Here is a 23,792-nt window from a genome sequence, read left to right as displayed (position 1 = left end):
ACGGGCCGTCGCGGCGTCCCATCCGGAGGAGACCTGGTGCTGCACACGCTCGACGCGCCGGCCGTGCGCAGCTGGTGCCAGCTCGCCCTGCGCGCGCTCGGCCAGGCCCGCGAGGAGATCGACGCGCTCAACGTCTATCCCGTCCCGGACGGCGACACCGGCACCAACCTCTACCTGACCGTCGAGTCCGCCGCCGCCGAGGTGGAGAGCCGCTTCGCCGACCCCGCCGCCGACCCGGCCCCCGGACTGGCGGACGCGGTCCGGGCGATGGCCCGCGGCGCGCTGGTGGGCGCCCGCGGCAACTCCGGCGTGATCCTCGCCCAGTGGCTGCGCGGCACCGCCGAGACGCTGGCCGAGGGCGGCGGCGCCGAACAGCTGCGGGCCGCCCTGCAGCGGGCCGCCGACTCCGCCTACCAGGCCGTCGCGGAGCCCGTCGAGGGCACCCTGCTGACCGTGGCCCGGGTCGCCGCCCGGGAGGCCGTCCGGGCCGGGGACGGGCTCGCGCAGGTCGCCGACACCGCCTACCGGGCCGCCCGGGACGCCCTGCGGCACACCCCGGAGCAGCTCGCCGTGCTCGCCGAGAACGGCGTCGTGGACGCCGGCGGGCGGGGCCTGGTCGCCGTCCTCGGCGCGCTCGCCGACGCCGTCGCCGGGCAGCAGCCGATGGGGCCGGTCGCGCTGCGCGGGGACGTCCGGGCCGTGGCGGGCTGCGAGGCGCACGTCCGCCCACCCGCCGCCCGCCACCACCCTTCGCTCGGATCGCTGCGCGATGCCCCCTTCGCCGCCGCCCGCCCGCACTATTCGCTCGGATCGCTGCGCGATGCCCCCTCCGTGGGCCCCGGCCACCCCGCGTTCGAGGTCATCTACCTGCTGGACGCCCCCGACGAGGCGCTCCCCGTGCTGCGCGAGCGGCTCGGCGCGCTCGGCGACTCCCTGGTGGTCGGTGGCGGCGACGGCCTGTGGAGCGTGCACGTCCACGTGGACGACGCGGGCGCCGCCGTGGAGGCCGGGGTCGAGGCCGGGCGCCCGCACCGGATCCGGATCACGCACTTCGCCGAGGCCGCCGCCAGGGCCGGCACCGCCACCGAGCGCGGCGAGCGCGAGGAGCGGGCGCGCGCGGTGCTCTCGGTGGTCTCCGGCGAGGGCCTGGCCGAGCTGTGCGAGCAGGCCGGCGCCGTCGTCCTGCACGCCGACCCGGACCGGCCGCCGGCCAGCGCCGAACTCGCCGCCGCCGTCCGCCGCTCGGCCGCCCGCGAGGTCGTCCTGCTGCTCAACGACCCGGAGCTGCGCGCCGCCGCCGGCGCCGCGGCCGACCAGTTGCGCGAGGAGGGCGTCCGGATCGCCGTGCTGCCCACCCGCTCGCCGGTGCAGGGCCTGGCGGCGCTCGCGGTGCACGAGGGCGGCCGCCGTTTCGACGAGGACGTGGTCGCCATGACCTCCGCCGCCGGGGCCACCCGGTACGCCGAACTCGCCGTCGCCGAGGGGGAGTCCTGGACGATGGCCGGGGTCTGCCAGGCCGGGGACGTGCTCGGGTTGATCGACGGCGACGTCGCGGTGATCGGCACCGGCCTGGAGGAGGTCGGCGCGAGCGTGCTGGACCGGATGCTCGGCGCGGGCGGCGAACTCGTCACCCTGGTCCTGGGCGACGGCACCGACGAGGCGCTGGCCGAACGGCTGGTCGCGCACGTGCGGCACGGGCGGCCCGAGGTGGACGCGGTGGTGTTCCACGGCGGGCAGGAGTCGGCGCCGCTGCTCATCGGCGTGGAGTAGCGGCCCGTCCGGGCGCGGCGGCGGGCGGCGCGAGGCCCGGTTCGTCGGTCCCGTGGTGTAAACAGGGCCCTGATGGGCGCTCTCGATGAACCACTGACCAAACTCGTCGGCGACCGCACCGCGAAGGTGCTCGCCGACAGCCTCAAGCTGCGCACGGTCGGGGACCTGCTGCACCACTATCCGCGCCGCTACGTCGAGCGCGGCCAGCTCACCAGCCTGGACGACCTGGAGATCGACGAGCACGTCACCGTGCTGGCCCGGATCGAGAAGGTCACCCTGATCCCGTTCCGCGGCCGCAAGGGCGACCGCCTGGAGGTCGTCGTCACCGACGGCCGCAGCCGGCTCTCGCTGGTCTTCTTCAACCAGGGCTGGCGGCAGAAGGAGCTCAAGGCCGGCGCCCAGGGCCTGTTCGCGGGCAAGGTCGGCGTCTTCAACCGCAGCCGCCAGCTGGTCTCGCCCGACTACCAGCTGCTCGACGAGGAGGCCGGCTCCGACGCCGCGAAGCAGTTCGCCGGCCGGCTGATCCCGGTGTACGGCGCCAGCGCGCAGATGCCCAGCTGGAAGCTGTCGATCTGCATCGAGACCGCGCTCACCAAGCACCTCGGCGACGTTGGCGAACCGCTGCCCGCCGAACTGCGCGAGCGCCACGACCTGATCCCGCTGCCCGAGGCGCTGGAGCTGATCCACCGCCCGCGCAGCCAGGCCGACCGCGAGCGCGCCCAGAGCCGGCTGCGCTGGGACGAGGCCTTCGTCCTCCAGGTCGCCCTGGCCCAGCGCCGGGCCGCGGACTCCGCACTGCCCGCCAAGCCGCGCAAGGCCCGGGCGGGCGGCCTGCTGGATGCCTTCGACGCCCGGCTGCCGTTCACCCTCACCGAGGGCCAGCAGAAGGTCTCCGCCGAGATCGCCGCCGACCTGGCCACCGAGCACCCGATGCACCGGCTGCTCCAGGGCGAGGTCGGCTCCGGGAAGACGCTGGTCGCGCTGCGGGCGATGCTCGCCGTGGTGGACGCGGGCGGCCAGGCCGTGCTGCTCGCGCCCACCGAGGTGCTCGCCCAGCAGCACCACCGCTCGATCGTCGAGATGATGGGGGACCTCGCCGAGGGCGGCATGCTCGGCGGCTCCGAGCACGCCACCCGGGTGGTGCTGCTGACCGGCTCGATGGGCACCGCCGCGCGCCGCCAGGCGCTGCTGGACATGGTCTGCGGGGACGCCGGGCTCGCCATCGGCACCCACGCGCTGATCGAGGACAAGGTCGAGTTCCAGGACCTCGGCCTGGTGGTGGTCGACGAGCAGCACCGCTTCGGCGTCGAACAGCGGGACGCGCTGCGCGCCAAGGGGCAGCAGCCGCCGCACCTGCTGGTGATGACGGCCACCCCGATCCCGCGCACCGTCGCGATGACCGTCTTCGGGGACCTGGAGACCTCCGTCCTGGACCAGCTGCCGGCCGGCCGTTCGCCGATCTCCACCCACGTCGTCCCCGCGCTGGAGAAGCCCAACTTCCTCACCCGGGCCTGGGAGCGCGTCCGCGAGGAGGTCGACAAGGGCCACCAGGCGTACGTGGTCTGCCCCCGGATCGGGGACGAGGAGCCCGCAGCCGATCCGAAGGCCGCGAAGAAGAAGCGGAAGGCGGCCGAGGAGGACTTCGAGGAGGTCGCCGACGCCGGCGCCGCGAGCGACGAACGGCGGCCCCCGCTCTCCGTGGTGGAGACCGCGGAGAAGCTGGTCAAGGGGCCGCTCGCCGGTCTGCGGGTGGAGATCCTGCACGGCCGGCTGGCGCCCGACGCCAAGGACGACGTGATGCGCCGGTTCGCCGCGGGGGAGGTGGACGTGCTGGTCGCCACCACCGTCATCGAGGTCGGCGTCAACGTCCCCAACTCCACCGCGATGGTCATCATGGACGCCGACCGCTTCGGCGTCTCCCAGCTCCACCAGCTGCGCGGCCGGGTCGGCCGCGGCAGCGCACCGGGCCTTTGCCTGCTGGTCAGCGAGATGCCCGGCGGCAGCCCCGCCCGCGCCCGGCTGGACGCGGTGGCCGGCACCCTGGACGGCTTCGAGCTCTCCCGGATCGACCTCGAACAGCGCCGCGAGGGCGATGTGCTGGGCCAGGCGCAGTCCGGGGTGAAGTCCTCGCTCAAGGTGCTCTCGGTGCTGGAGGACGAGGAGGTCATCCTCACCGCGCGGACCGAGGCCACCCGGCTGGTCGCCGAGGACCCGGAGCTGGCCGCTCACCCGGAGCTGCGCACCGCCCTGGAGAGCCTGCTCGACGAGGACCGCGCGGCCTACATGGAGAAGGGCTGAGCGGCCCCTCGGACGAGCCGGATTGTCAGACCCCCGGGAGAGAATGAAGGTGTTCAGGGCGCACCTCCAAGGTGCGTACCTGGCACGACACTTGGGGGTCCTGCCATGGCATTCCGTCATCTCAACGAGCTCCCGCTGGGCGACAAGGTCTTCCGGATCGAACTCGCCAGCGACGACGACCGCGAGGTCACCCTCACCCTCACCGGCTGGCGCGAGGGGGCGGCGGCCGCGCCGCTCGCCTCGGGCAAGCTCCGTCTGCCGGTCGAGGACGTCGCCTCGCTGCGGATCGCGCTGAACCGCGCGCTGCGCGCGCTGGCGATCGTCGCCGACGTCTCCGAGCCCATCCCCGACCGCGACGTGCTGCGCGAGCTGTACCCCGGCCACGGCGCCCCCTGGGTGCCGCAGCACGAGGAGGAGCTGGTCCGGCGCTTCCACGACGGCGAGACCGTCGCCCGGATCGCCGCCCGCTTCGGCCGTACGCCCGACTCCGTCCGGACCAAGCTGCGCGAGCTCGGGCACGACCCGCGCCGCCCCGAGTTCTGCCCGCCCGACGGCTGCCTGTCCTGGTCCCGCTACGCCTCGCCGGCCCTCCTCGGCGGGTCGGTCCCGGGCCAGTCGGTGGGTTCCGAGGCGAGCTGACCACCCGAGTGCGCGGGTGCGGCCCGGTGGAGCCGTCCACCGGGCCGCACCCGCTCGGTGTGGGGCCGGTGCGGCGGGCGGGATAGCGTGGTCGGGCAGCGACGAAAGGACCTCCCACCACCATGACCCGCGTGATCGCCGGGGCGGCCGGCGGCCGCCGGCTGGCCGTACCGCCCGGCCGGGGCACCCGACCGACCTCCGACAAGGCCCGCGAGGCGATGTTCTCCACCCTGGAGGCGCTGCGCGGCACGGTGCACGGGGCCCGGATGCTCGACCTGTTCGGCGGATCGGGCGCGGTCGGGCTGGAGGCGCTGTCGCGCGGCGCCGAGCACGTCCTGCTGGTCGAGGCGGACAACCAGGCGGCCCGGGTGATCCGGGAGAACGTCCGCACGCTCGGCCTCCCGGGTGCCGAGGTGCGGGCCGCGAAGGCGGAGAAGGTGATCGCCGGGCCGCCCCCGCAGAGCCCGTACGACCTTGTGTTCCTCGACCCGCCGTACGCCGTGACGGACGCGGAACTCCGCGAGATGCTGATCACACTCCTGGCCGGGGGCTGGCTGGCGGAGGACACACTCGTCACCGTGGAGCGCAGCACCCGCGGCGGCGAGTTCGACTGGCCCGGGGGTTTCGAGGGACTGCGCTCCCGCCGCTACGGCGAGGGCACGCTCTGGTACGGTCGCGCCGCCGCGGCCGACCAGCAGGAGTAGCGGGCCGCGGGCCCGCAAGAGCCGTCACCCCACGAGGGAGCACACACGCCATGCGCCGAGCCGTCTGCCCCGGGTCGTTCGACCCGATCACCAACGGTCACCTGGACATCATCGAGCGGGCCTCGAAGCTCTACGACGTGGTGCATGTCGCGGTCGCGATCAACCGGAACAAGCAGGGCATGTTCACCATCGAGGAGCGGATCGAGCTCATCGAGGAGACCACCGCCAAGTACGGCAACATCGTGGTCGAGTCGCACCTCGGCCTGCTGGTGGACTTCTGCCGGGAGCGCGGCATCCCGGCGATCGTCAAGGGCCTGCGCGCCGTCAGCGACTTCGACTACGAGCTGCAGATGGCCCAGATGAACCACGGGCTGACCGGCGTCGAGACGCTGTTCCTGCCGACCTCGCCGACCTACAGCTTCCTCTCCTCGACGCTGGTCAAGGAGGTCGCCTCGTACGGCGGCGACGTCTCGCACCTGCTGCCCGAGACGGTGCACCGCCGGCTGGTCGAGCGGATCGCGGAGCGCAAGGCCGAGCAGTAGGCGGAGCGGTGGGCGGCCGGTCGGCCTCCCGGGGGCAGGACGTCCCTTTCTGCCGGTTCGTCACGTCTTGTCCGATGGCCGGGAGGCCGGTTCGGCTCGGGTGTTGTGACCGTGCCCCGAGGTGGCCGTACAGTCTGTAGTCCCTGCCCTGCGGTGAGGTCCACCGCGCCGGGCCTGCCTCCGCCGGACCGTCGGCGGCACACGGAAAGACGAAGCCCCGTGGACGTGCAGAACAAGGTCGACGAGATCGTGGCGGCGGTCGAGAACGCCCGCTCGATGCCGATGTCGGCCTCCTGCGTGGTGAACCGGGCCGAGCTGATCGGCCTGCTCAACGACCTCAAGGCGGCCCTGCCCGCCGAACTGGCCCAGGCCCAGTCGGTGATGGCCGACCACGAGCAGGTGGTGGCCGGCGCCCAGGCCGAGGCCGAGCTGATCATCCAGGGCGCGCACGCCGAGCGCGGCTCGCTGATCTCGGACACCGAGGTGGTCCGCCAGGCCCAGTCCCAGGCCGACCGGATCCTCGCCGAGGCGCGGGCCGAGGTCGACACCAAGCGGGCCGAGGCCGACGACTACGTGGACAGCAAGCTCGCCAACTTCGAGGTGGTGCTGACCAAGACGCTCGGCGCGGTCGGCCGCGGCCGCACCAAGCTGCGCGGGGACTCCGGCGTCTTCGAGACCGAGCACGACGGCGAGACGGACGGCGAGGAGTTCCGGCCGCAGCGGATCAGCCCGAGCCCCGAGGTCGACGAGTACGTCGATGTGAAGCTGGCCACGCTGGAGAACGTGCTCAGCGCCACCCTGGAGGCCGTCGGCAAGGGCCGCGACAAGCTGCTCGGCAAGCGGCCCATCGACGAGCTGGGCGCCTACCTGGCCGCCGCCGACGAGGCGCAGCAGGCCAAGGAGCGGGCCGAGGCGGTGGCGGCGGGCTTCGCCACGGACGCCGACGGCGAGGACATCGCCTGGTACCGCGAGGACGTCCCGCAGCAGCAGACCTGGCCCGAGCAGACCCCGGCCGCGGCGGGCTGGCAGGACCCCGGCGCCGACCAGTACGCGGCCGCCGCCCAGCAGCAGGGCGGCCAGTACGCGGAGGTGTACGGCGGCGGCTACGACCCGGCCGCCCAGGGGGACCCGTACAACACCCAGTGGGGCGGGCAGCAGGACGGCTACCAGCAGCAGGGCTACCCGGCCCAGCAGCAGGACGGCTACGCCTACCAGCAGCACCAGCACCAGCAGCAGGGCTACGGCGCGCAGCAGTACGACGGCTACAACTACCCGCAGCCGCCCGCCGCCCCGCCGGCCGTGCCGCAGCAGCAGCAGGGCCTGGACGAGACCAGCTTCTTCGACACCAGCGTGATCGACATGACCAGGTTGCGGGAGCTCGGTGGCCGCTGAGCGGACCGTCGCGGAGTCTCCTGACGGGACCGAAGTTGGGCCTGGCGGGAGACTCCGGTAGTCTGACCACTCCGGCATCCCCATGTCCGGCCGTCGGCTTGCCCGCGCAAGGTCGACCTGTATGGGGAATCTCTCGATCGTTTCCAATGGAAGTCAGGACACCGTGAACCGCCTCGACCACCGCGACCCCCTCGTGTTCGACACGCACGAGCTCGGTCGTCGCCCGGGTTCGATGCGCAAGGTGTCCCGGACCCTGGAGGCTCCCGAGGGCTTCGGGATCATCGATGTGATCGGTGTTCCGGAGAAGAGCCCGATCGAGCTGGAGCTCCGCCTGGAGTCCGTGGTCGAGGGCGTGCTGGTCACCGGCACCGCCGACGCCCACGTCGAGGGCGAGTGCGTCCGGTGCCTGGAGCCCGTCGAGTTCGACGTCGACGTGGACTTCCAGGAGCTGTACTACTACCCGGAGTCCGACGAGCGCCATCGCGCCCGGACCACCGGGACCGAGGACCTCGACGAGGACCCGGAAGAAGAGACTTACCGCCTGGAGGGCGACTTCTTCGACCTCCAGCCGGTGCTGCGTGACGCGGTGGTGCTCGCACTGCCGCTGCAGCCGGTGTGCCAGGAAGACTGCCTGGGCCTGTGCTCCGAATGCGGAGCGCGCCTGAGCGACGACCCGACGCACCACCACGACGCCGTCGACCCCCGGTGGGCGGCTCTGCAGGGACTCTCCGCCGCCCCCGGCGACGAGGGTGACGGGATCAAGACCAGCGACACCCGTGAGGGTCTCGCCGAGAACCAGGAGAAGTAGCCGTGGCTGTTCCGAAGCGGAAGATGTCGCGCAGCAACACGCGCCACCGCCGGTCCAACTGGAAGGCCGTTGCCCCGGCCCTCGTGGCGTGCGACCGCTGCCACGAGCCGAAGCTCGCGCACATCGCGTGCCCGAGCTGCGGCACGTACAACCGTCGCCAGGTCCTCTCGGTCTGATCGGCGGGGTGTACGGATCGATGTCGGACGGTAACTCCACCCGCAAGGCGTCCTCCGCCCCGAAGGGTTCTTCGGGCGGCGGCAAGGCCGGCGGGCCGGCTTCGACCGAATACGACGTCCTGGAAGGGCGCCTCGGGTACACGCTTGAGCGCGCCCTTCTGGTACGTGCACTGACCCACCGCTCGTACGCGTACGAGAACGGGGGTCTGCCCACCAACGAGCGCCTGGAGTTCCTCGGCGACTCGGTGCTGGGCCTCGTGGTGACCGACACCCTCTACCGCGTCCACCCGGACGTCCCGGAGGGCACGCTCGCCAAGCTGCGCGCCGCGGTGGTCAACTCCCGCGCGCTGGCGGACGTCGGCCGGGGTCTGGACCTCGGCACGTTCATCCGCCTCGGCAAGGGCGAGGAGGGCACCGGCGGCCGCGACAAGTCGTCGATCCTCGCCGACACCGTCGAGGCCGTGATCGGGGCCGTCTACCTGGACCAGGGTCTGGACGCCGCCACCGACTTCGTCCACCGCCTGTTCGACCCGCTGATCGAGGAGTCCTCTCAGCTGGGCGCCGGCCTGGACTGGAAGACCAGCCTGCAGGAGCTCACCGCCTCGGTGGGCATCGGGGTTCCCGAGTACGTGGTCATGGAGTCCGGTCCGGACCACGAGAAGACCTTCACCGCAGCGGCCCGGGTGGCCGGCGAGGACTTCGGCAGCGGCGTCGGCCGGTCCAAGAAGGAAGCCGAGCAGAAGGCCGCCGAGAGCGCCTGGCGCGCGATCAAGGAGAAGTACGCCGACCGGCTTCCCGCCGGGGCGTGATCGCGAAGTAGCCTTTCCTCCTGCGGATCCGTATCGAAGCAGGAGGCTCCTTCCCGTGCCCGAACTCCCCGAGGTCGAGGTCGTCCGCCGCGGTCTGGCCGCCTGGGTCGCCGGGCGGACCGTCGCCGACGTCCAGGTGCTGCACCCGCGCGCGGTGCGCCGCCAGCCGGCCGGCGCGGTCGACTTCACGGCCCGGCTGACCGGCACCACCCTCGGCACCGCGCAGCGGCGCGGCAAGTACCTGTGGGTGCCCCTGGCGGGCACCGGCACGGGCTTCTCGCTGATCGGCCACCTCGGGATGAGCGGCCAGCTGCTCGTCCAGGACCCGTCGGTGCCGGACGAGACGCACCTGCGCGTCCGGCTGCGCTTCGCCGACGGCGGGCGCGAACTGCGCTTCGTCGACCAGCGGACCTTCGGCGGCCTGGCGGTCGAGGAGGCCGAGGAGGGCGACCCGGAGGGCACGCCCGTCTCCATCGCGCACATCGCCCGCGACCCGCTCGACCCGCGCTTCGACGACGGGGCCTTCGTGGCCGCGCTGCGCGCCAAGCGCACCACCGTCAAGCGCGCGCTGCTCGACCAGACCCTGATCAGCGGTGTCGGCAACATCTACGCCGACGAGGCGCTGTGGCGCTCCAGGCTGCACTACGACCGCCCGACGCCGACGCTGACCCGCCCGCAGGCCGCCGTCCTGCTGGCCAACGCCCGGGACGTGATGAGCGCGGCGCTCGCCGTCGGCGGCACCAGCTTCGACAGCCTCTACGTCAACGTGAACGGCGAGAGCGGCTACTTCTCCCGGGACCTCGACGCCTACGGCCGCGAGCACGAGCCCTGCCGCCGCTGCGGCACCCCGATCCGGCGGGCGGCCTGGATGAACCGCTCCAGCTACTTCTGCCCCCGCTGCCAGCGCGTGCCGCGGGCCCGCAGCGGGGGCTGACCCGGCCTACTTGCGGCCGGCGAGCTCGGGATGCCCGGCGTCCGCCCCGTCGGGGGCGCCGTGGGTGTCCTGGCCGAAGTAGGCGACCCCGACCGCGGACACCACCGCGAGCAGGAAGCCGACCACGCCGAGCCAGCCCAGGCCGGCCTTGGAGGAGTCGCCGAGCCAGATCACGCCGACCGCGCCGGGCAGGACCGTCTCGCCGACCACCAGTGCGGCCGTCGCGCCGTTCACCGAGCCGATCTGCAGGGCCACGGTGTGGATGTACATGCCGCCGAGGCCGCCGACCAGGATCGCGTACAGCGCCGGGTCGGACAGCAGGGCGCCGAGCTCGAACGGGTCGACGCCGTTCAGGATGCGCACGCCGACGCCCAGGGCGCCGAAGCCGAGGCCGGAGAGCAGACCGGCGACGATCGCGCCGTTCGCGCCCATCCGGCGCACCAGCAGGCTGCCGCCGCCCAGCACCACGGTGGTGATGATCAGCAGCCACCAGTGGAAGGACATCGCCGCGTGGTGGCCGCCCTCCGGGCCCGCCGAGACGGCCAGCAGCACCAGCGCCGAGCAGAGCACGCCGATCGAGGCCCACTCCAGCTGCTTGAGCCGCAGGCCCAGCAGCTTGATGCTGAGCAGCGCGGTGATCACCAGGTTGGCGCTGATGATGGTCTGGGAGAGGAACAGCGGCAGCAGCCGGGCGGCCAGTGCGCCGAGCCCGAAGCCGATCAGGTCGAGCACCGTGCCGAGGATGAACTCCCAGGTGACGGCGGCCTTCGCGGTCGAGGACAGGCTCGGTCCGCCGTGCTCGGTGGTCGAGGTGGTGGCGCCGTTGGCGGCCTCCTCCCGGGCGGAACGGCGGGATCCGACGGCCTGCAGGACCGAGCCGGTGCCGTAGCAGGCGGATGCCGCCACGGCGGTGACGAGGCCGATGATCACCAAGTGCTCCGATCGGAGGTGGGTAGAGGACGGGCTGGGTAAAGGAAAGGCAATGGGACGGTGGTCCGGGACCACTATGCCCGTTCGCCCGGTACGGTCGGCACGCCCCCTGCGGCGCCCCGGAGCCGGGCCGGGCCCGCCCGGACCTACGTCCGGGGGCCTGCGGCGGTTCCCCCGCCCCGCCCGCGTCAGGGTCGGCCGGGGGGAACATCATCCCCGGGAAGGGGACCTGACCCGGCGGACGGCGGGGTGTTCCGTCCCTACCAGTATGCGAAGGGTATGGCGTGCTCCGACGCCGCTCACGGTAGCGTCGGGGACATGAGAACCCTTGCACGACGGTCCCGGGGCACCGGGCCGCTTGCCCTGGTGGCGGCGCTGCTCGGGCTGCTGCTCCTGCTGGCGCCGGCCGCCTCGGCCGCGGGCGGGCTGAGCGACGCCTCCGCCGCCCTCAAGAAGGGCAAGGTCTACGTCGACCCGGCGATGACCGACCGCTTCAGCCAGGCCCAGGCGGACGCCCTGACCAAGAAGATCGACAAGGCCGACAAGCCGATCTTCATCGCCGTCGTGCCCGACTCGCCGGCCTACGGCAAGGACACCGTCTTCAAGGACCTGCGGACCATGGTGGGCGTCGACGGCGTCTACGGGATCTGGCGCGGCAACCAGTTCGCGGCCCGGGCCGACCGCGGCGCGCTGGGCGCCGGCCTCCCGGAGCGGATCTCCGGCGCCGCCTTCCGCGCCCACAACGGCGACATCGACGCCACCCTGAACGACTTCGTGGACCAGGCGGCCCCGCAGACCAAGGGCGAGGGCGTCAACCACAGCACCTCGATCGCCTGGGTGGTCATCCCGGTCGTGCTGGTGGCCCTGGCGGGCGCCGGAGTCTTCCTCCTCTTCCGCCGCGCCAAGAAGCGCAAGGAGGAGCAGGCCCGGGCCGAGCTGGAGCAGGTGCGCCGGGTGGTCGACGAGGACATCACCGCCTTCGGCGAGGAACTGGACCGGCTCGACTTCGACCCGGCCGCGGCGGACGCCGACGACGCCCAGCGCACGGACTACACCCACGCCCTGGACGCGTACGAGAAGTCCAAGCGCCTGATGGAGGAGGCCAAGCGGCCGGAGGACGTCAAGCAGGTCACCGAGGCGATCGAGGACGGCCGGTTCGCGCTGGCCACCCTGAGCGCCCGGCGGGGCGGGCGCCCGCTGCCCGAGCGCCGCCCCCCGTGCTTCATGGACCCGCGCCACGGCCCGTCCGTCAAGGACGTCGACTGGGCCCCGGCCGGCGGCTCCGCCCGCTCCGTCCCGGTCTGCCAGGCCGACGCGGACCGGGTGGCGGCCGGCCTCGACCCGGCGGTCCGCACCGTGGACACCGAGTACGGCCCGCAGCCGTACTGGAACGCCGGCCCGGCGTACGCCCCGTACGCGGGCGGCTACTACAGCAGCTTCGGCGGCGGCCTGCTGCCCGGCCTGCTGGTCGGCACCATGCTCGGCTCGATGATGAGCACCCCGGCCTACGCGTCGCCGATGATGGACGGCGGCCACAACCACGGCTACCAGGACCAGCACGAGGGCGGCGACTACACCGGCGCCGACTTCAACGGTGGTGACTTCGGCGGCTTCGGCGGCGACTCGGGTGGTGACTTCGGCGGCGGCGGGGACTTCGGAGGCGGCGGGGACTGGTAATCCCGGCCCGCTCGCCCGACCCGCTCGCTCGACCCCACGCGGCCCCGCCGGTTCCTCCGGCGGGGCCGCTCCCGTGTGCGGGGCCCGGCCCGGGCGGTGGCCGGGCGCGCGGGCGGCTAGGGTCGGGGCATGCACGGTCGCGACGCCCACAGTGAGGAACCGGTCCGGGTCACCGCCTGGGTCCGGGGGAAGGTCCAGCAGGTCGGGTTCCGCTGGTGGACCAGGGCACGGGCGCTGGAGATCGGCTTGACCGGCTACGCGAGCAACCTCGGCGACGGCCGGGTGCAGGTCGTCGCGGAGGGTCTCGCGGCCGACTGCGAGCAGTTGCTGGCCCGGCTGCGCGGCCCCGGGACCCCGGGGAACGTCAGCGGCGTGACCGAGATCTGGACGGCCGTCGGCCCTGGTTACGAGGGTTTCGAGATCCGCTGAGCCGCCGCCCGCGGGCCCGCCGCCGGGCCCGTCGGGAAAAGATCCGGAACCGGCGGTGTCACGAGGTTGCCATCCGGGCAGACTCGTGGTTGACTCCGCATCGAACGATGATCCACGAGCACGTGGTGGACCCCTCCCGAAGACCCCCCAGGCGTGACCACACCGCCGGGCAGGTGACAGGGGCGCGGTAGCGTGCGGTGATCGTGTTGACCCTTTCCGTCTTTGGTGAGACGCTGGAAGCCCGCGCACACGACCGCGTCAGTCCGGCAGGCGCATGCCCCCGTGAGCCCAGCTCACGGTGGTTGTGCCGTAGTGCCCAGCCAGCACTTCCGGCGGCGCGCCGCGCGTGCGTCCCCCTTCCCCCTAGACCTGAACCGTTCCGGTTCGGTCACTCAGCGTGGAGGACCATTCATCATGGCAAAGGCGCTTCTCGGGTACGTCGGCGGCCCCGACCCGCGAATGCTCTCCGAGATGCGACGGCTCCAGCAGCGCGTCCAGGACCTTGAAGCCGAGCTCCTTCGGATGCAGGCTGAGAACGACGCTCTCACCGCTGTCGCTGACGAGCACTCGCTGCTCAACAGCATCGATCTGGATCAGCGGGAGCCGGCTCTCACCTGAGTCCCGCCCGGTCCTCGCAGATCGACGCCGCTGTGCACTGAGCCGCCCCGAAAGGGACGCAGCTTGCAAGGGACGCCCTGATGTGGCGTCCCTTCGTCGTGTCCGACTCCGGATACAGTCGCTCGCTGGGCCCCGGCGAGCGATGAGGAGACCGGCCGCGTGCACCTGAAGAGTCTGACGCTGCGCGGGTTCAAGTCCTTCGCCTCCAGCACCACCCTGCGCTTCGAGCCGGGCATCACCTGCGTGGTCGGGCCGAACGGCTCCGGCAAGTCGAACGTGGTCGACGCGCTGTCCTGGGTGATGGGCGAGCAGGGGGCCAAGTCGCTGCGCGGCGGCAAGATGGAGGACGTCATCTTCGCCGGGACCAGCGGGCGCGCCCCGCTCGGCCGCGCCGAGGTCAGCCTCACCATCGACAACGTCGACGGCGCCCTGCCGATCGACTACGCCGAGGTGACCATCACCCGGACGATGTTCCGCAACGGCGGCAGCGAGTACGCGCTCAACGGCGAGACCTGCCGCCTGCTGGACATCCAGGAACTGCTCTCCGACTCCGGCATCGGCCGCGAGATGCACGTCATCGTCGGGCAGGGCCAGCTGGACTCCGTCCTGCACGCCGACCCGATGGGCAGGCGCGCCTTCATCGAGGAGGCGGCCGGCGTCCTCAAGCACCGCAAGCGCAAGGAGAAGGCGCTGCGGAAGCTGGACGCGATGCAGGTCAACCTCAACCGGGTCCAGGACCTGGTGGCGGAGCTGCGCCGCCAGCTCGGGCCGCTCGGCCGGCAGGCCCGGATCGCCCGCCGGGCCGCCGGGATCCAGGCCGAGCTGCGCGACGCGCGGCTGCGCCTGCTCGCCGACGACCTGTCCACGCTGCGCCGGGCCGTCGAGGCCGAGGTCGCGGACGAGCTGGCGCTGCGGCTGCGCCGGACCACCGTCGAGCAGGAGCTGGCCAGCGCGGTGCAGCGCGAGCACGTCCTGGACGCCCAGGTCCGGCAGCTCGGGCCGAGCCTGGAGACCGCCCGGCAGACCTGGTACCGGCTCTCCGCGCTCGCCGAGCGCACCCGCGGCACCGTCGGGCTGGCCGAGGCACGGGCCCGGCACGCCGCCGCCGGGGGACGGACCGAGGAGCGGCGCGGACGCGACCCGCAGGAGCTGGAGCGGGAGGCCGCCGGGATCCGCGAGGAGGAGGCGGCGCTGGCCGAAGCGCTGGAGGAGGCCCGGTACGCGCTGGCCGAGGCGGTCGAGCGCAAGGACGGGCTGGAGCGCGAGCTGGCCGCCGAGGAGCGCCGGCTGCGGGACGCCGCCCGGGCCATCGCCGACCGGCGGGAGGGCCTGGCCCGGCTGCAGGGGCAGGCCGCCGCCGCCCGCTCCGAGGCCGCCGCGGCCCAGGCCGAGATCGGACGGCTCGCCGAGGCCCGGGACGAGGCGCTGCTCCGAGCCGAGGCCGCGCAGGGCGAGCTGGACGAACTCCAGCAGCAGGTGGACGGTGCGGCCGGCGACGACGAGCAGGCCGAGGCCGGGCACCGGGAGGCGCGGGAGCGCCTGGCCGCCGTCGAACGGGAGCTCGCCGCCGCCCGGGAGGCGGCCGGCGCCGCCGAGCGCGAGCGGGCCGGGCTCACCGCACGGCACGAGGCGCTCTCGCTGGGGCTGCGCCGCAAGGACGGCACCGGCGCGCTGCTGGCGGCGGGGGAGCGGCTGGGCGGGCTGCTCGGCCCGGCCGCGGCGCTGCTGCGGATCGAGGCCGGGTACGAGGTGCCGGTCGCGGCGGCGCTCGGCGCGGCGGCCGACGCGGTGGCCGTGGAATCGCCGACCGCCGCCGCCGAGGCGCTGCGGCTGCTGCGCGCCGACGACGCCGGTCGGGCCGCGCTGCTGATCGCCGGTGCCGGCGAAGTGGCCTACGGGGCAGGGGAGTTGCCGGACGGGGCCCGCTGGGCCACCGAACTCGTCGACGGTCCGCCCGAGTTGCTCGCCGCCGTGCGGCAGCTGCTGGCCGGGGTGGCGGTGGTCGCGGACCTGGACGCGGCGCTGCGCCTGGTCGCCGGGCAGCCCGCAGGGCCGGCAGAGCCTGCCGGGTGCCGTGCGCTGCCCGTCGTCACCGCCGTCACCTCAGACGGGGACCGGCTGGGCGCCGGCTTCGCGCACGGCGGGTCCGGCGGCGCGCCGAGCCTGCTGGAGACCCAGGCCGCGGTGGACGAGGCGGCCCGCGCGATCGGGGAACTCACCGTCCGCTGCGCCGAGTCGGCCGAGCTGCTGGCCGAACTCACCGACCGGCGCGGGGAGTCGGCCGCCGAGCTGGAACGGCTCGGCGAGCTGCGGCGGCAGGCGGAGAAGGAGCGGGCCCGGGTCGCGGGCGCGCTCGGCCGCCTCGGCGGGCAGGCCCGCGCCGCCGCCGGGGAGGCCGACCGGCTGTCGGCCGCCGCCGCGCGCGCCGAGCAGGGCCTGGCCGATCTGCTGGACACCGCCGAGGAGTTGGCGGAGCGCCTGGCCGCGGCCGAGGAGTCGGCGGACGCGGGGGAGGACGAGCCGGACACCGCCGAGCAGCAGCGGCTGGCGGAGGCCGCGAGCAGCGCCAGGCAGGCCGAGCTGGAGGCCAGGCTGGCGGTGCGCACCCACGAGGAGCGGGTCCGCGCGCTGGCCGGGCGGGCGGACCAGCTGGACCGGGCCGCCCGGGCCGAGCGCGAGGCCCGCGACCGGGCCGCGGAGCGCCGGCGCCGCGCCGAGCACGACGCCGGGGTGGCGAACGCCGTCGCGGCCGGCGCCCGGCAGCTGCTGGCCTGCCTGGAGGTGTCGCTGGCCCGCGCGGACGCCGGGCGGGAGGCCGTCGAACGGGCGCGCGCCGAGCGCGAGGAGGAGCTGCGGGAGCACCGCGAGCACGGCCGCGGCCTCAAGGAGGAGCTCGACAAGCTGGTCGACGCCGGGCACCGGGACGAGGTGCTGCGGGCGGAGAAGCGGCTGCGGATCGAGCAGCTGGAGGCCCGCGCGCTGGAGGAGTTCGGCATCGACGGCGGCGAGCTGCTCGCCGCGTACGGACCGGACCGGCCCGTCCCGCCCGCGACGCCCGAGGAGGGTCAGGAGCCGGGGGAGCCGTACCCGTACGTCCGGGCCGAGCAGGAGAAGCGGCTGAAGGCCGCGGAGAAGGCGTACCAGCAGCTCGGCAAGGTCAACCCGCTGGCGCTGGAGGAGTTCGCCGCGCTGGAGGAGCGGCACCGGTTCCTGGGGGAGCAGCTGGACGACCTCAAGCGCAGCCGGCGCGACCTGCTGGACATCGTCCGGGACGTGGACCAGCGGGTCGAGCAGCTGTTCACCTCGGCGTACCACGACACGGCCGCCCAGTTCGAGGGCGTCTTCGCCCGGCTCTTCCCGGGCGGGGAGGGCCGGCTGGTGCTGACCGACCCGGACGACATGCTCGCCACCGGGGTCGAGGTGGAGGCCCGCCCGCCGGGCAAGAAGGTCAAGCGGCTGTCGCTGCTGTCCGGCGGCGAGCGCTCGCTGACCGCGGTGGCGCTGCTGGTGGCGATCTTCAAGGCCAGGCCCAGCCCGTTCTACGTGATGGACGAGGTGGAGGCGGCGCTGGACGAGACCAACCTGCGCCGGCTGATCGGGATCATGGAGGAGCTGCGGGAGAGCTCCCAGCTGATCGTGATCACCCACCAGAAGCTGACCATGGAGTCCGCCGACGCGCTCTACGGCGTGACGATGAAGGGCGACGGCATCTCGCAGGTGATCAGCCAGCGGCTGCGGGAGGAGCACCGGGAACGGCGGCCGCGGACGGTTCGGACCGTATCGGCGTAGTCCGGCTGCGGTCCATCCGGGCTCCGGTCGCGGATACTGGTTGGCGTTATGGAATACGTGATCCTTGCCGTAGTCATCGCCGTGATCGCCATCGGTGCGATCGCGGGCCTCGTCGTTTCCGGCAGACGACGCCAGCAGCTGCCCCCGAAGTCGCAGGCGCCGGTCATCACGGCGCCGAAGCCCACCCCGCAGGAGCCCCAGGTCGGCGAGGAGTCCGCGCCGCCGACCGAGGAGCCCAGGCGCACCGTCGAGGAGGTGGAACTCCCGGCGGAGCCTCCGGCCGCCGAGGCTCCCGAAGCTCCCGAGGCCGTCGAGGTCGTCGAGGTCGAGCCATCCGAGGCCGAGGCGGCTCCCGCCGTCGAGGTTCCCGAGCCCACCGCCGGCCGGCTGGTCCGGCTGCGCTCGCGGCTCTCCCGCTCGCAGAACTCGCTCGGCAAGGGCCTGCTCTCGCTGCTCTCCCGCGAGCACCTGGACGAGGACACCTGGGAGGAGATCGAGGACACCCTGCTCACCGCCGACGTCGGCGTAGCCCCCACCCAGGAGCTGGTCGAGCGGCTGCGCACCCGGGTGAAGGTGCTCGGCACCCGCACGCCCTCGGAGCTCCGCGGGCTGCTGCGCGAGGAGCTGGTCGAGCTGATCGGCAAGGACGCCGACCGCGGCGTCCGCTCCACCAAGCACGAGGAGGGCCCGGCCGTGGTCCTGGTCGTCGGCGTCAACGGCGTCGGCAAGACCACCACCACCGGCAAGCTGGCCCGCGTGCTGGTCGCCGACGGCCGCACGGTGGTGCTCGGTGCCGCCGACACCTTCCGTGCCGCCGCCGCCGACCAGCTGCAGACCTGGGGCGAGCGGGTCGGTGCGCGCACCGTGCGCGGCCCGGAGGGCGGGGACCCGGCCTCGATCGCCTTCGACGCGGTCAAGGAGGGCATCGCCGAGGGCGTGGACACCGTGCTGATCGACACCGCCGGCCGACTGCACACCAAGACCGGCCTGATGGACGAGCTGGGCAAGGTCAAGCGGGTCGTCGAGAAGCACGGCCCGGTGGACGAGGTGCTGCTGGTGCTGGACGCCACCACCGGCCAGAACGGCCTGATCCAGGCCCGGGTGTTCGCCGAGGTGGTCGACATCACCGGCATCGTGCTGACCAAGCTGGACGGCACCGCCAAGGGCGGCATCGTGGTCGCGGTCCAGCGCGAGCTGGGCGTGCCGGTCAAGCTGATCGGTCTGGGCGAGGGCGCGGACGACCTGGCGCCGTTCGAGCCGGGCGCGTTCGTGGACGCGCTGATCGGGGACTGAGGCTCCCCGCCGGCCTCCCGCAGGCCGCTCTTCCGAAGGGTCCGCTCCGCTCGGGGCGGGCCCTTCCGGCTGCCCGGGTCCGGGCGGGCCCCGCTAGGAGGCGATCCAGGCCGGCTCGGCGGTGCGCTCGCGGCCGCGGTGGCACGCGTAGGCGAGGGTGCCGAGCAGCAGCCGGGCCTCGGGCGGGCAGCCGGCGTTGTCGCGGGTGGGGCGGCGCAGCCAGCGGACCGGGCCGAGGCCGCCGAGGACGGTCGGCGGGGCGGCGACGTAGCTGCCCTCGCCGTGGCAGGTGAGGTCGAGCGCCGCGTCGTCCCAGCCCATCCGGTAGAGCAGGTCGGGCAGGCGGCGGGCGGTGCCGGCGGCGACCAGGAACTGCAGCCGTCCGGTGGGGGCGGAGAGCACCGGGCCGACCTGGGTGCCCATCCGCTCCAGCCGGACCAGCGCCTGCAGGCCGGCCTGCTCGGGGACGTCCAGCACGTCGAAGGCCCGGCCGGTGGGGAACAGGACCGAGGCCTCGGCCCGCCCGGTGCGGGCCCGGCCCTCGCCGCCCGGCACGGGGTGCAGGCCGGGCGCGGCGCAGCGGGCGGCTCCGCAGGGACAGCGGGTCGGGGCGGTGGCGCCGGAGCCCGGGGTGCCGGTGGCCGGGTCGCCGGTGGCGACCGCCCAGCCCCAGCGGCCGGTGTACTCCGCGGCGGCCTGGGACGCGGTGACCTTGGTGCGGCGGCGCGCGCCCAGCGGTGCCAGCCGCAGGCTCCCCAGTCGAAGTTCGCCGAACAGGTTGTCCATGCCTCCCCCAACAGGTTCTCGTTGCCGATGGTTACGGGACGGTGACTGTGTGTCGATTGTCAGGTGTGTGGTGCGTAGTGCGGTGGCGGCGCGCAGCGCGTGGCGTGCGCCTGTTCCGGTGGTGCGCCTCGGGCGCCGCCTTGTGGGGGCGGCGCGGATGCCGGATCGTCGTGTGCGCGAGACTGTTGCCGCCCGGAGTGGGCGCTGAACTCGCCTGTGGCTGCGGTGGATTGCTGGTCCTGCCGGGTCCCCCGGGATGGTCCGGGCGACTTGGCGGCCCGCATATGCCGGACCGTCGGGACTACCTAGTGAAGCGTGTGCCCCCTGACTTCGGTTCACTCCTGGGGGTGGCGAAAGGTGGCGTTTCGCCAGGGGCGCTCCCGCGGGCACCTCGCGGGGCATTACGTTCAGCACGCGGATGCCGTCGGGATCCCGCTCCGGGCCGCCGGAGAGCGGGAGTTGGGAATCTGACGGATCGTCCGCGACGATGGCACGCCAGTGCGAGGGCGCGGTACGGCACCACCACGGGCGCGGCAGGCAGCACGCACGGCAGGCACGTCTGGCAAGAGCCCGCAACCGTCGGGCGGTCACGATCGGGGGCCCCGCGAGGGGCCGGGCGGGATGGGACGTTCCCATGGCAGAGAAGCAACCCAATGAGAAGCTGACCACGTGGTTCGCCCGCAGCGGTTGGTCCAAGGGCGAGTTGGCGCGTCAGGTCAACCGACGGGCCCGGCAGATCGGCGCCCACCACGTGTCCACCGACACCTCCCGGGTGCGCCGCTGGCTCGACGGCGAGCAGCCGCGCGAGCCGATCCCCAAGATCATGTCCGAGCTCTTCTCCGAGCGCTTCGGCTCGGTGGTCTCGATCGAGGACCTCGGCCTGCGCGCCGCGATCCCGGTCTCCACCGTGGGCGGCGGCGTCGACCTGCCGTGGAGCGGTCCGCAGACCGTCCAGCTGATCAGTGACTACTCCCGCAGCGACCTGATGCTCAACCGCCGGGGCTTCCTCGGCACCTCGCTGGCGCTGACCGCCGGCGCCGCGCTGATCGAGCCGATGCAGCGCTGGCTGACCCCCGGCCCGACCGGCATCCCCACCCCGATCCTCACCGCGGCCAACGGCGGCGAGGCGTTCACCGGCCGGCTCTCCGAGCCCGAGCTGGAACTGCTGGAGCAGACCACGGTCATGTTCCGCCAGTGGGACGCCCAGAACGGCGGCGGGCTGCGCCGCAAGGCCGTCGTCGGCCAGCTGCACGAGGTCACCGACCTGCTCCAGGAGACGTACAACGAGGACACCACCCGGCGGCTGTTCCGGCTCACCGCCGAGCTCGCCCACCTGGCCGGGTGGATGTCGTACGACGTCGGGATGCACCCGAGCGCGCAGAAGTACTACGTGCTGGCCCTGCACGCGGCCAAGGAGGCCGGCGACCGCCCGTTCGGCGCGCTGATCCTCACCGACATGAGCCGCCAGATGATCCACCTCAACCGGGGCGAGGACGCCCTGGAGCTGATCCACCTGGCGCAGTACGGCAGCCGTGACACCGCCGGCCCGCGCCAGCAGTCCCTGCTGTACGCGATGGAGGCGCGGGCCTACGCCACCATCGGGGAGGTGAACCGCTGCGCCCGGGCGGTCCGGCTGGCCGAGGACACCTTCACCGACATCCGCGACGGCGACGACGAGCCGGACTGGCTGAAGTTCTTCTCGCCGGCCGAGCTGAACGCCGAGAACGCGCACTCCTTCCGCGACCTCGCGTACCACTCCGACAACGCCCAGCTGTACGCCTCGCTGTCGGCGCCGGTGATGGAGCGCGCGGTCGACCTGTTCCGCCAGGACGGCGACCACGTGCGCTCGTACGCCTTCAACCTGATCGGCATGGCCAGCGTGCACCTGCTGCAGAAGGAGGCCGAGCAGGCGGCGGTGATGGCCGAGCAGGCGGTGGACATCGCGACCAAGGTGCGCTCGGAGCGGCTGAACTCCCGGGTGCGCAAGACCACGGAGGCCGCGGCCGCCCGGTTCAAGGGCGTGGACGCGGTGAGCCGGCTCAAGGAGCGGGTCGTTCAGGACATCCCGGAGTACGTCTCGGTGGTCTGATCGGCGCACCTCCCGGGCACTTCCCGGACTCCACCGACCGTGCCGGCCGCCGCCGTCGCGGTCGGTGGTTCCCGCGTGGGCGGGGCCGGGCGCGCGGCGGCACGGTAGCCCGTCCGGGCGGTTCCGGGGCTGCGGTTCACGCAGCCGTAACCCGCGCGTCGCACGCGTCACGGTCGCGAAACAACCGGCCGCACTGGCCGAAACCAGCCTTCGGCACGCTCCTCTTCATCGCCGACACCCCGGGTGGCACGGGACAGGTACCCGGGTGCGGATCGGCTTGGACGCAGAGGAGACGCCGATGCCGGACGGCTTCAGCGCGGGCGACACCGCCTTCGTGCTCATCAGTGCAGCCCTGGTCATGCTCATGACCCCGGGCCTGGCCTTCTTCTACGGGGGCATGGTCAGGGCCAAGAGCACCCTGAACATGCTGGCGATGAGTTTCCTCTCGCTCGGCATCGTCACAGTGCTCTGGGTCCTCTACGGGTACTCGCTCAGCTTCGGGCCGGACTCCTTCGGCGGGCTGATCGGCAACCTGGACTTCCTGGGGATGCGCGGCATCGGCCTGAACGAGCTGACCGGGACCATCCCGGTCACCGCCTTCGCGATGTTCCAGCTGATGTTCGCGATCATCACCCCGGCGCTGATCAGCGGCGCCATCGCGGACCGCGCCAAGTTCGCCGCCTGGGGCCTGTTCATCGCGCTCTGGGTGACCGTCGTCTACTTCCCGGTCGCGCACTGGGTGTTCTTCTTCGACGGCGGCCACGGCGGCTGGCTGGGCGACCGGAACGGCGTGATCGACTTCGCCGGCGGCACGGCCGTGCACATCAACGCCGGTGTGGCGGGTCTGGCGCTCTGCCTGGTGCTGGGCAAGCGGGTCGGCTTCAAGAAGGACCCGATGCGCCCGCACAGCCTGCCGCTGGTGATGCTCGGCTCCGGCCTGCTGTGGTTCGGCTGGTTCGGCTTCAACGCGGGCTCGGCGCTGGCCGCCAACGGGGTCGCCGCGATGGCGATGGTCAACACGCAGGTCGCCACCGGCGCGGCGCTGGTCGGCTGGCTGGTCTTCGAGAAGCTCAAGCACGGCGCCTTCACCACGCTGGGCGCCGCCTCCGGCGCGGTGACCGGACTGGTCGCGATCACCCCGGCCTGCGGCTCGGTCAGCCCGCTCGGCGCGGTGGCGATCGGTCTGGTCGCGGGCGCGGTCTGCGCCGCCGCCGTCTCGCTGAAGTACCGCTGGGGCTTCGACGACTCGCTCGACGTGGTGGGCGTGCACGCGGTGGGCGGGGCGATCGGCTCGCTGCTGGTCGGCCTGTTCGCCACCGGTGGGGTCGGCCAGACCGCCAAGGGCCTGTTCTACGGCGGCGGGCTGGGCCAGCTCGGCAAGCAGGCGATGGGCGTGGCCGTGGTCGCGGCGTACTCCTTCGTCCTCTCCTGGCTGCTGGCCAAGGCGGTCGACAAGCTGGTCGGCTTCCGGGTCGCCGAGGAGGTCGAGGTGGCCGGCATCGACCAGGCCGAACACGCCGAGTCCGCCTACGATTTCAGCGCTGTCGGGGCGGGCCTGGCCCGCGCCCTGTCGGGTCCGGCCGCGGCCGCCGCGCCGGCCGGTCCGACCGGCGGTGCGTCCCTCGGTTCGACGGCCGGGTCGTCCGCCGCGAAGCCCGCGCCGACGGCAGCACCGAAGTCCGCCGAGAAGCCCACCGAGAAGGCCGCCGGAAAGGCCGCCGAGAAGACCGAGGTCGACGCCTGATGAAGCTCATCACCGCCGTGATCAAGCCGTACCGCCTGGACGAGGTGAAGGCCGCCCTGCAGGCCTTCGGGGTCCACGGCCTGACCGTCACCGAGGCCAGCGGCTACGGCCGCCAGCGCGGCCACACCGAGGTGTACCGGGGCGCCGAGTACACGGTGGACCTGGTACCGAAGGTCCGGATCGAGGTCCTGGTCGAGGACGAGGACGCCGACGACCTGATCGACGTCCTGGTGAAGGCCGCCCGGACCGGGAAGATCGGCGACGGCAAGGTCTGGAGCATCCCGGTCGACACCGCCGTACGGGTCCGCACCGGCGAGCGCGGCCCGGACGCCCTGTAGCCCCCGCCCGTCGGCGGGCCCGTGATC

General features: G+C 73.6%; 20 protein-coding genes. 18 read left to right on the top strand and 2 right to left on the bottom strand.

The genetic code is table 11. The features are described from left to right. The first annotated feature begins 36 nt into the window (after nt 1–36). The 10 genes from ACIGG8_RS30295 (at nt 37) to mutM (ending at nt 10,072) form a co-directional block, all read left to right on the top strand. Nucleotides 37–1,770 carry a DAK2 domain-containing protein gene (locus ACIGG8_RS30295; RefSeq protein WP_396551913.1) on the top strand — a complete coding sequence of 578 codons (1,734 nt, stop codon included), beginning with the start codon at nt 37–39 and terminating at the stop codon, nt 1,768–1,770. A 72-nt stretch (nt 1,771–1,842) separates the two neighbouring features. After that, entirely contained in the window at nt 1,843–4,068 is a 2,226-nt protein-coding gene (recG, locus tag ACIGG8_RS30290; protein ID WP_396551912.1) for an ATP-dependent DNA helicase RecG, read from the top strand. A gap of 105 nt (nt 4,069–4,173) precedes the next feature. Continuing rightward, a complete protein-coding gene (locus ACIGG8_RS30285; protein ID WP_350524609.1) occupies nt 4,174–4,707 on the top strand; it encodes a hypothetical protein in 534 nt (177 codons plus the stop codon). 122 nt (nt 4,708–4,829) lie between these two features. Further along, a complete protein-coding gene (gene rsmD / locus ACIGG8_RS30280; RefSeq protein ID WP_350524608.1) occupies nt 4,830–5,411 on the top strand; it encodes a 16S rRNA (guanine(966)-N(2))-methyltransferase RsmD in 582 nt (193 codons plus the stop codon). A gap of 50 nt (nt 5,412–5,461) precedes the next feature. Further along, nucleotides 5,462–5,953: a pantetheine-phosphate adenylyltransferase gene (coaD, locus tag ACIGG8_RS30275; protein ID WP_350524607.1), complete on the top strand. Its 492-nt coding sequence runs from the start codon at nt 5,462–5,464 to the stop codon at nt 5,951–5,953. Nucleotides 5,954–6,172: 219 nt separating this feature from the next. Beyond that, nucleotides 6,173–7,345, top strand: a complete 1,173-nt coding sequence (locus tag ACIGG8_RS30270) for an ATP synthase F0 subunit B (protein ID WP_396551911.1) — start codon at nt 6,173–6,175, stop codon at nt 7,343–7,345. Nucleotides 7,346–7,508: 163 nt separating this feature from the next. Next, nucleotides 7,509–8,153, top strand: coding sequence for a YceD family protein (locus ACIGG8_RS30265; RefSeq protein WP_396551910.1), 645 nt, complete (start codon nt 7,509–7,511; stop codon nt 8,151–8,153). A gap of 2 nt (nt 8,154–8,155) precedes the next feature. Then, nucleotides 8,156–8,329, top strand: coding sequence for a 50S ribosomal protein L32 (rpmF, locus tag ACIGG8_RS30260; RefSeq protein WP_030275709.1), 174 nt, complete (start codon nt 8,156–8,158; stop codon nt 8,327–8,329). A 20-nt stretch (nt 8,330–8,349) separates the two neighbouring features. Continuing rightward, nucleotides 8,350–9,138: a ribonuclease III gene (gene rnc, locus ACIGG8_RS30255; protein ID WP_350524604.1), complete on the top strand. Its 789-nt coding sequence runs from the start codon at nt 8,350–8,352 to the stop codon at nt 9,136–9,138. A 55-nt stretch (nt 9,139–9,193) separates the two neighbouring features. Continuing rightward, nucleotides 9,194–10,072, top strand: a complete 879-nt coding sequence (mutM, locus tag ACIGG8_RS30250; RefSeq protein ID WP_396551909.1) for a bifunctional DNA-formamidopyrimidine glycosylase/DNA-(apurinic or apyrimidinic site) lyase — start codon at nt 9,194–9,196, stop codon at nt 10,070–10,072. A 6-nt stretch (nt 10,073–10,078) separates the two neighbouring features. Here the strand turns inward: mutM and ACIGG8_RS30245 are convergent, their stop codons facing one another. Then, on the bottom strand, nt 10,079–11,002 hold the full coding sequence (locus ACIGG8_RS30245) for a hypothetical protein (protein WP_396551908.1): 924 nt from the start codon (nt 11,000–11,002) through the stop codon (nt 10,079–10,081). A gap of 318 nt (nt 11,003–11,320) precedes the next feature. Here ACIGG8_RS30245 and ACIGG8_RS30240 point away from each other — a divergent pair, with 318 nt between their 5' ends. The 5 genes from ACIGG8_RS30240 (at nt 11,321) to ftsY (ending at nt 18,808) form a co-directional block, all read left to right on the top strand. Next, complete coding sequence (locus ACIGG8_RS30240) at nt 11,321–12,679, top strand: hypothetical protein (protein WP_396551907.1); 1,359 nt, start codon at nt 11,321–11,323, stop codon at nt 12,677–12,679. A gap of 129 nt (nt 12,680–12,808) precedes the next feature. Next, nucleotides 12,809–13,108, top strand: a complete 300-nt coding sequence (locus ACIGG8_RS30235) for an acylphosphatase (protein ID WP_350524600.1) — start codon at nt 12,809–12,811, stop codon at nt 13,106–13,108. Between the two features lie 414 nt (nt 13,109–13,522). Next, complete coding sequence (locus ACIGG8_RS30230; protein ID WP_045702518.1) at nt 13,523–13,726, top strand: hypothetical protein; 204 nt, start codon at nt 13,523–13,525, stop codon at nt 13,724–13,726. A 159-nt stretch (nt 13,727–13,885) separates the two neighbouring features. Beyond that, nucleotides 13,886–17,515 (top strand): chromosome segregation protein SMC, encoded by a 3,630-nt coding sequence (smc, locus tag ACIGG8_RS30225; protein ID WP_396551906.1) that lies wholly within the window; start codon nt 13,886–13,888, stop codon nt 17,513–17,515. Between the two features lie 48 nt (nt 17,516–17,563). After that, nucleotides 17,564–18,808 carry a signal recognition particle-docking protein FtsY gene (ftsY, locus tag ACIGG8_RS30220; protein WP_396551905.1) on the top strand — a complete coding sequence of 415 codons (1,245 nt, stop codon included), beginning with the start codon at nt 17,564–17,566 and terminating at the stop codon, nt 18,806–18,808. Between the two features lie 93 nt (nt 18,809–18,901). Here the strand turns inward: ftsY and ACIGG8_RS30215 are convergent, their stop codons facing one another. Beyond that, nucleotides 18,902–19,594, bottom strand: a complete 693-nt coding sequence (locus ACIGG8_RS30215) for a bifunctional DNA primase/polymerase (RefSeq protein ID WP_350524597.1) — start codon at nt 19,592–19,594, stop codon at nt 18,902–18,904. A gap of 634 nt (nt 19,595–20,228) precedes the next feature. On the opposite strand from ACIGG8_RS30215, the gene ACIGG8_RS30210 reads away from it, so the two are divergent. The 3 genes from ACIGG8_RS30210 to ACIGG8_RS30200 all read left to right on the top strand — a co-directional run bounded on the left by ACIGG8_RS30210 (nt 20,229) and on the right by ACIGG8_RS30200 (nt 23,765). Next, nucleotides 20,229–21,683, top strand: coding sequence for a hypothetical protein (locus ACIGG8_RS30210; protein WP_396551904.1), 1,455 nt, complete (start codon nt 20,229–20,231; stop codon nt 21,681–21,683). Nucleotides 21,684–21,981: 298 nt separating this feature from the next. Beyond that, nucleotides 21,982–23,427: an ammonium transporter gene (locus ACIGG8_RS30205; RefSeq protein WP_396551903.1), complete on the top strand. Its 1,446-nt coding sequence runs from the start codon at nt 21,982–21,984 to the stop codon at nt 23,425–23,427. Continuing rightward, entirely contained in the window at nt 23,427–23,765 is a 339-nt protein-coding gene (locus ACIGG8_RS30200) for a P-II family nitrogen regulator (protein ID WP_350524594.1), read from the top strand. Before ACIGG8_RS30205 ends, ACIGG8_RS30200 begins: the two co-directional genes overlap by 1 nt. The last annotated feature ends 27 nt before the right edge of the window (nt 23,766–23,792 follow it).

The organism is Kitasatospora sp. NPDC085464 (assembly GCF_044541955.1).
Classification (GTDB): Bacteria; Actinomycetota; Actinomycetes; order Streptomycetales; family Streptomycetaceae; genus Kitasatospora.
Note: the sequence above shows the minus strand (reverse complement) of the source record. Positions and strands in the feature narration are given on the sequence as shown.

Coding starts and splice junctions, on each gene's coding strand:
- ACIGG8_RS30235 (WP_350524600.1), top strand. CDS start 12,809: ATGCACGGTCGCGACGCCCACAGTGAGGAACCGGTCCGGGTCACCGCC.
- ACIGG8_RS30205 (WP_396551903.1), top strand. CDS start 21,982: ATGCCGGACGGCTTCAGCGCGGGCGACACCGCCTTCGTGCTCATCAGT.
- ACIGG8_RS30230 (WP_045702518.1), top strand. CDS start 13,523: ATGGCAAAGGCGCTTCTCGGGTACGTCGGCGGCCCCGACCCGCGAATG.
- ACIGG8_RS30285 (WP_350524609.1), top strand. CDS start 4,174: ATGGCATTCCGTCATCTCAACGAGCTCCCGCTGGGCGACAAGGTCTTC.
- ftsY (WP_396551905.1), top strand. CDS start 17,564: ATGGAATACGTGATCCTTGCCGTAGTCATCGCCGTGATCGCCATCGGT.
- rsmD (WP_350524608.1), top strand. CDS start 4,830: ATGACCCGCGTGATCGCCGGGGCGGCCGGCGGCCGCCGGCTGGCCGTA.
- ACIGG8_RS30210 (WP_396551904.1), top strand. CDS start 20,229: ATGGCAGAGAAGCAACCCAATGAGAAGCTGACCACGTGGTTCGCCCGC.
- ACIGG8_RS30240 (WP_396551907.1), top strand. CDS start 11,321: ATGAGAACCCTTGCACGACGGTCCCGGGGCACCGGGCCGCTTGCCCTG.
- ACIGG8_RS30215 (WP_350524597.1), bottom strand. CDS start 19,594: ATGGACAACCTGTTCGGCGAACTTCGACTGGGGAGCCTGCGGCTGGCA.
- coaD (WP_350524607.1), top strand. CDS start 5,462: ATGCGCCGAGCCGTCTGCCCCGGGTCGTTCGACCCGATCACCAACGGT.
- recG (WP_396551912.1), top strand. CDS start 1,843: ATGGGCGCTCTCGATGAACCACTGACCAAACTCGTCGGCGACCGCACC.
- ACIGG8_RS30200 (WP_350524594.1), top strand. CDS start 23,427: ATGAAGCTCATCACCGCCGTGATCAAGCCGTACCGCCTGGACGAGGTG.
- rnc (WP_350524604.1), top strand. CDS start 8,350: ATGTCGGACGGTAACTCCACCCGCAAGGCGTCCTCCGCCCCGAAGGGT.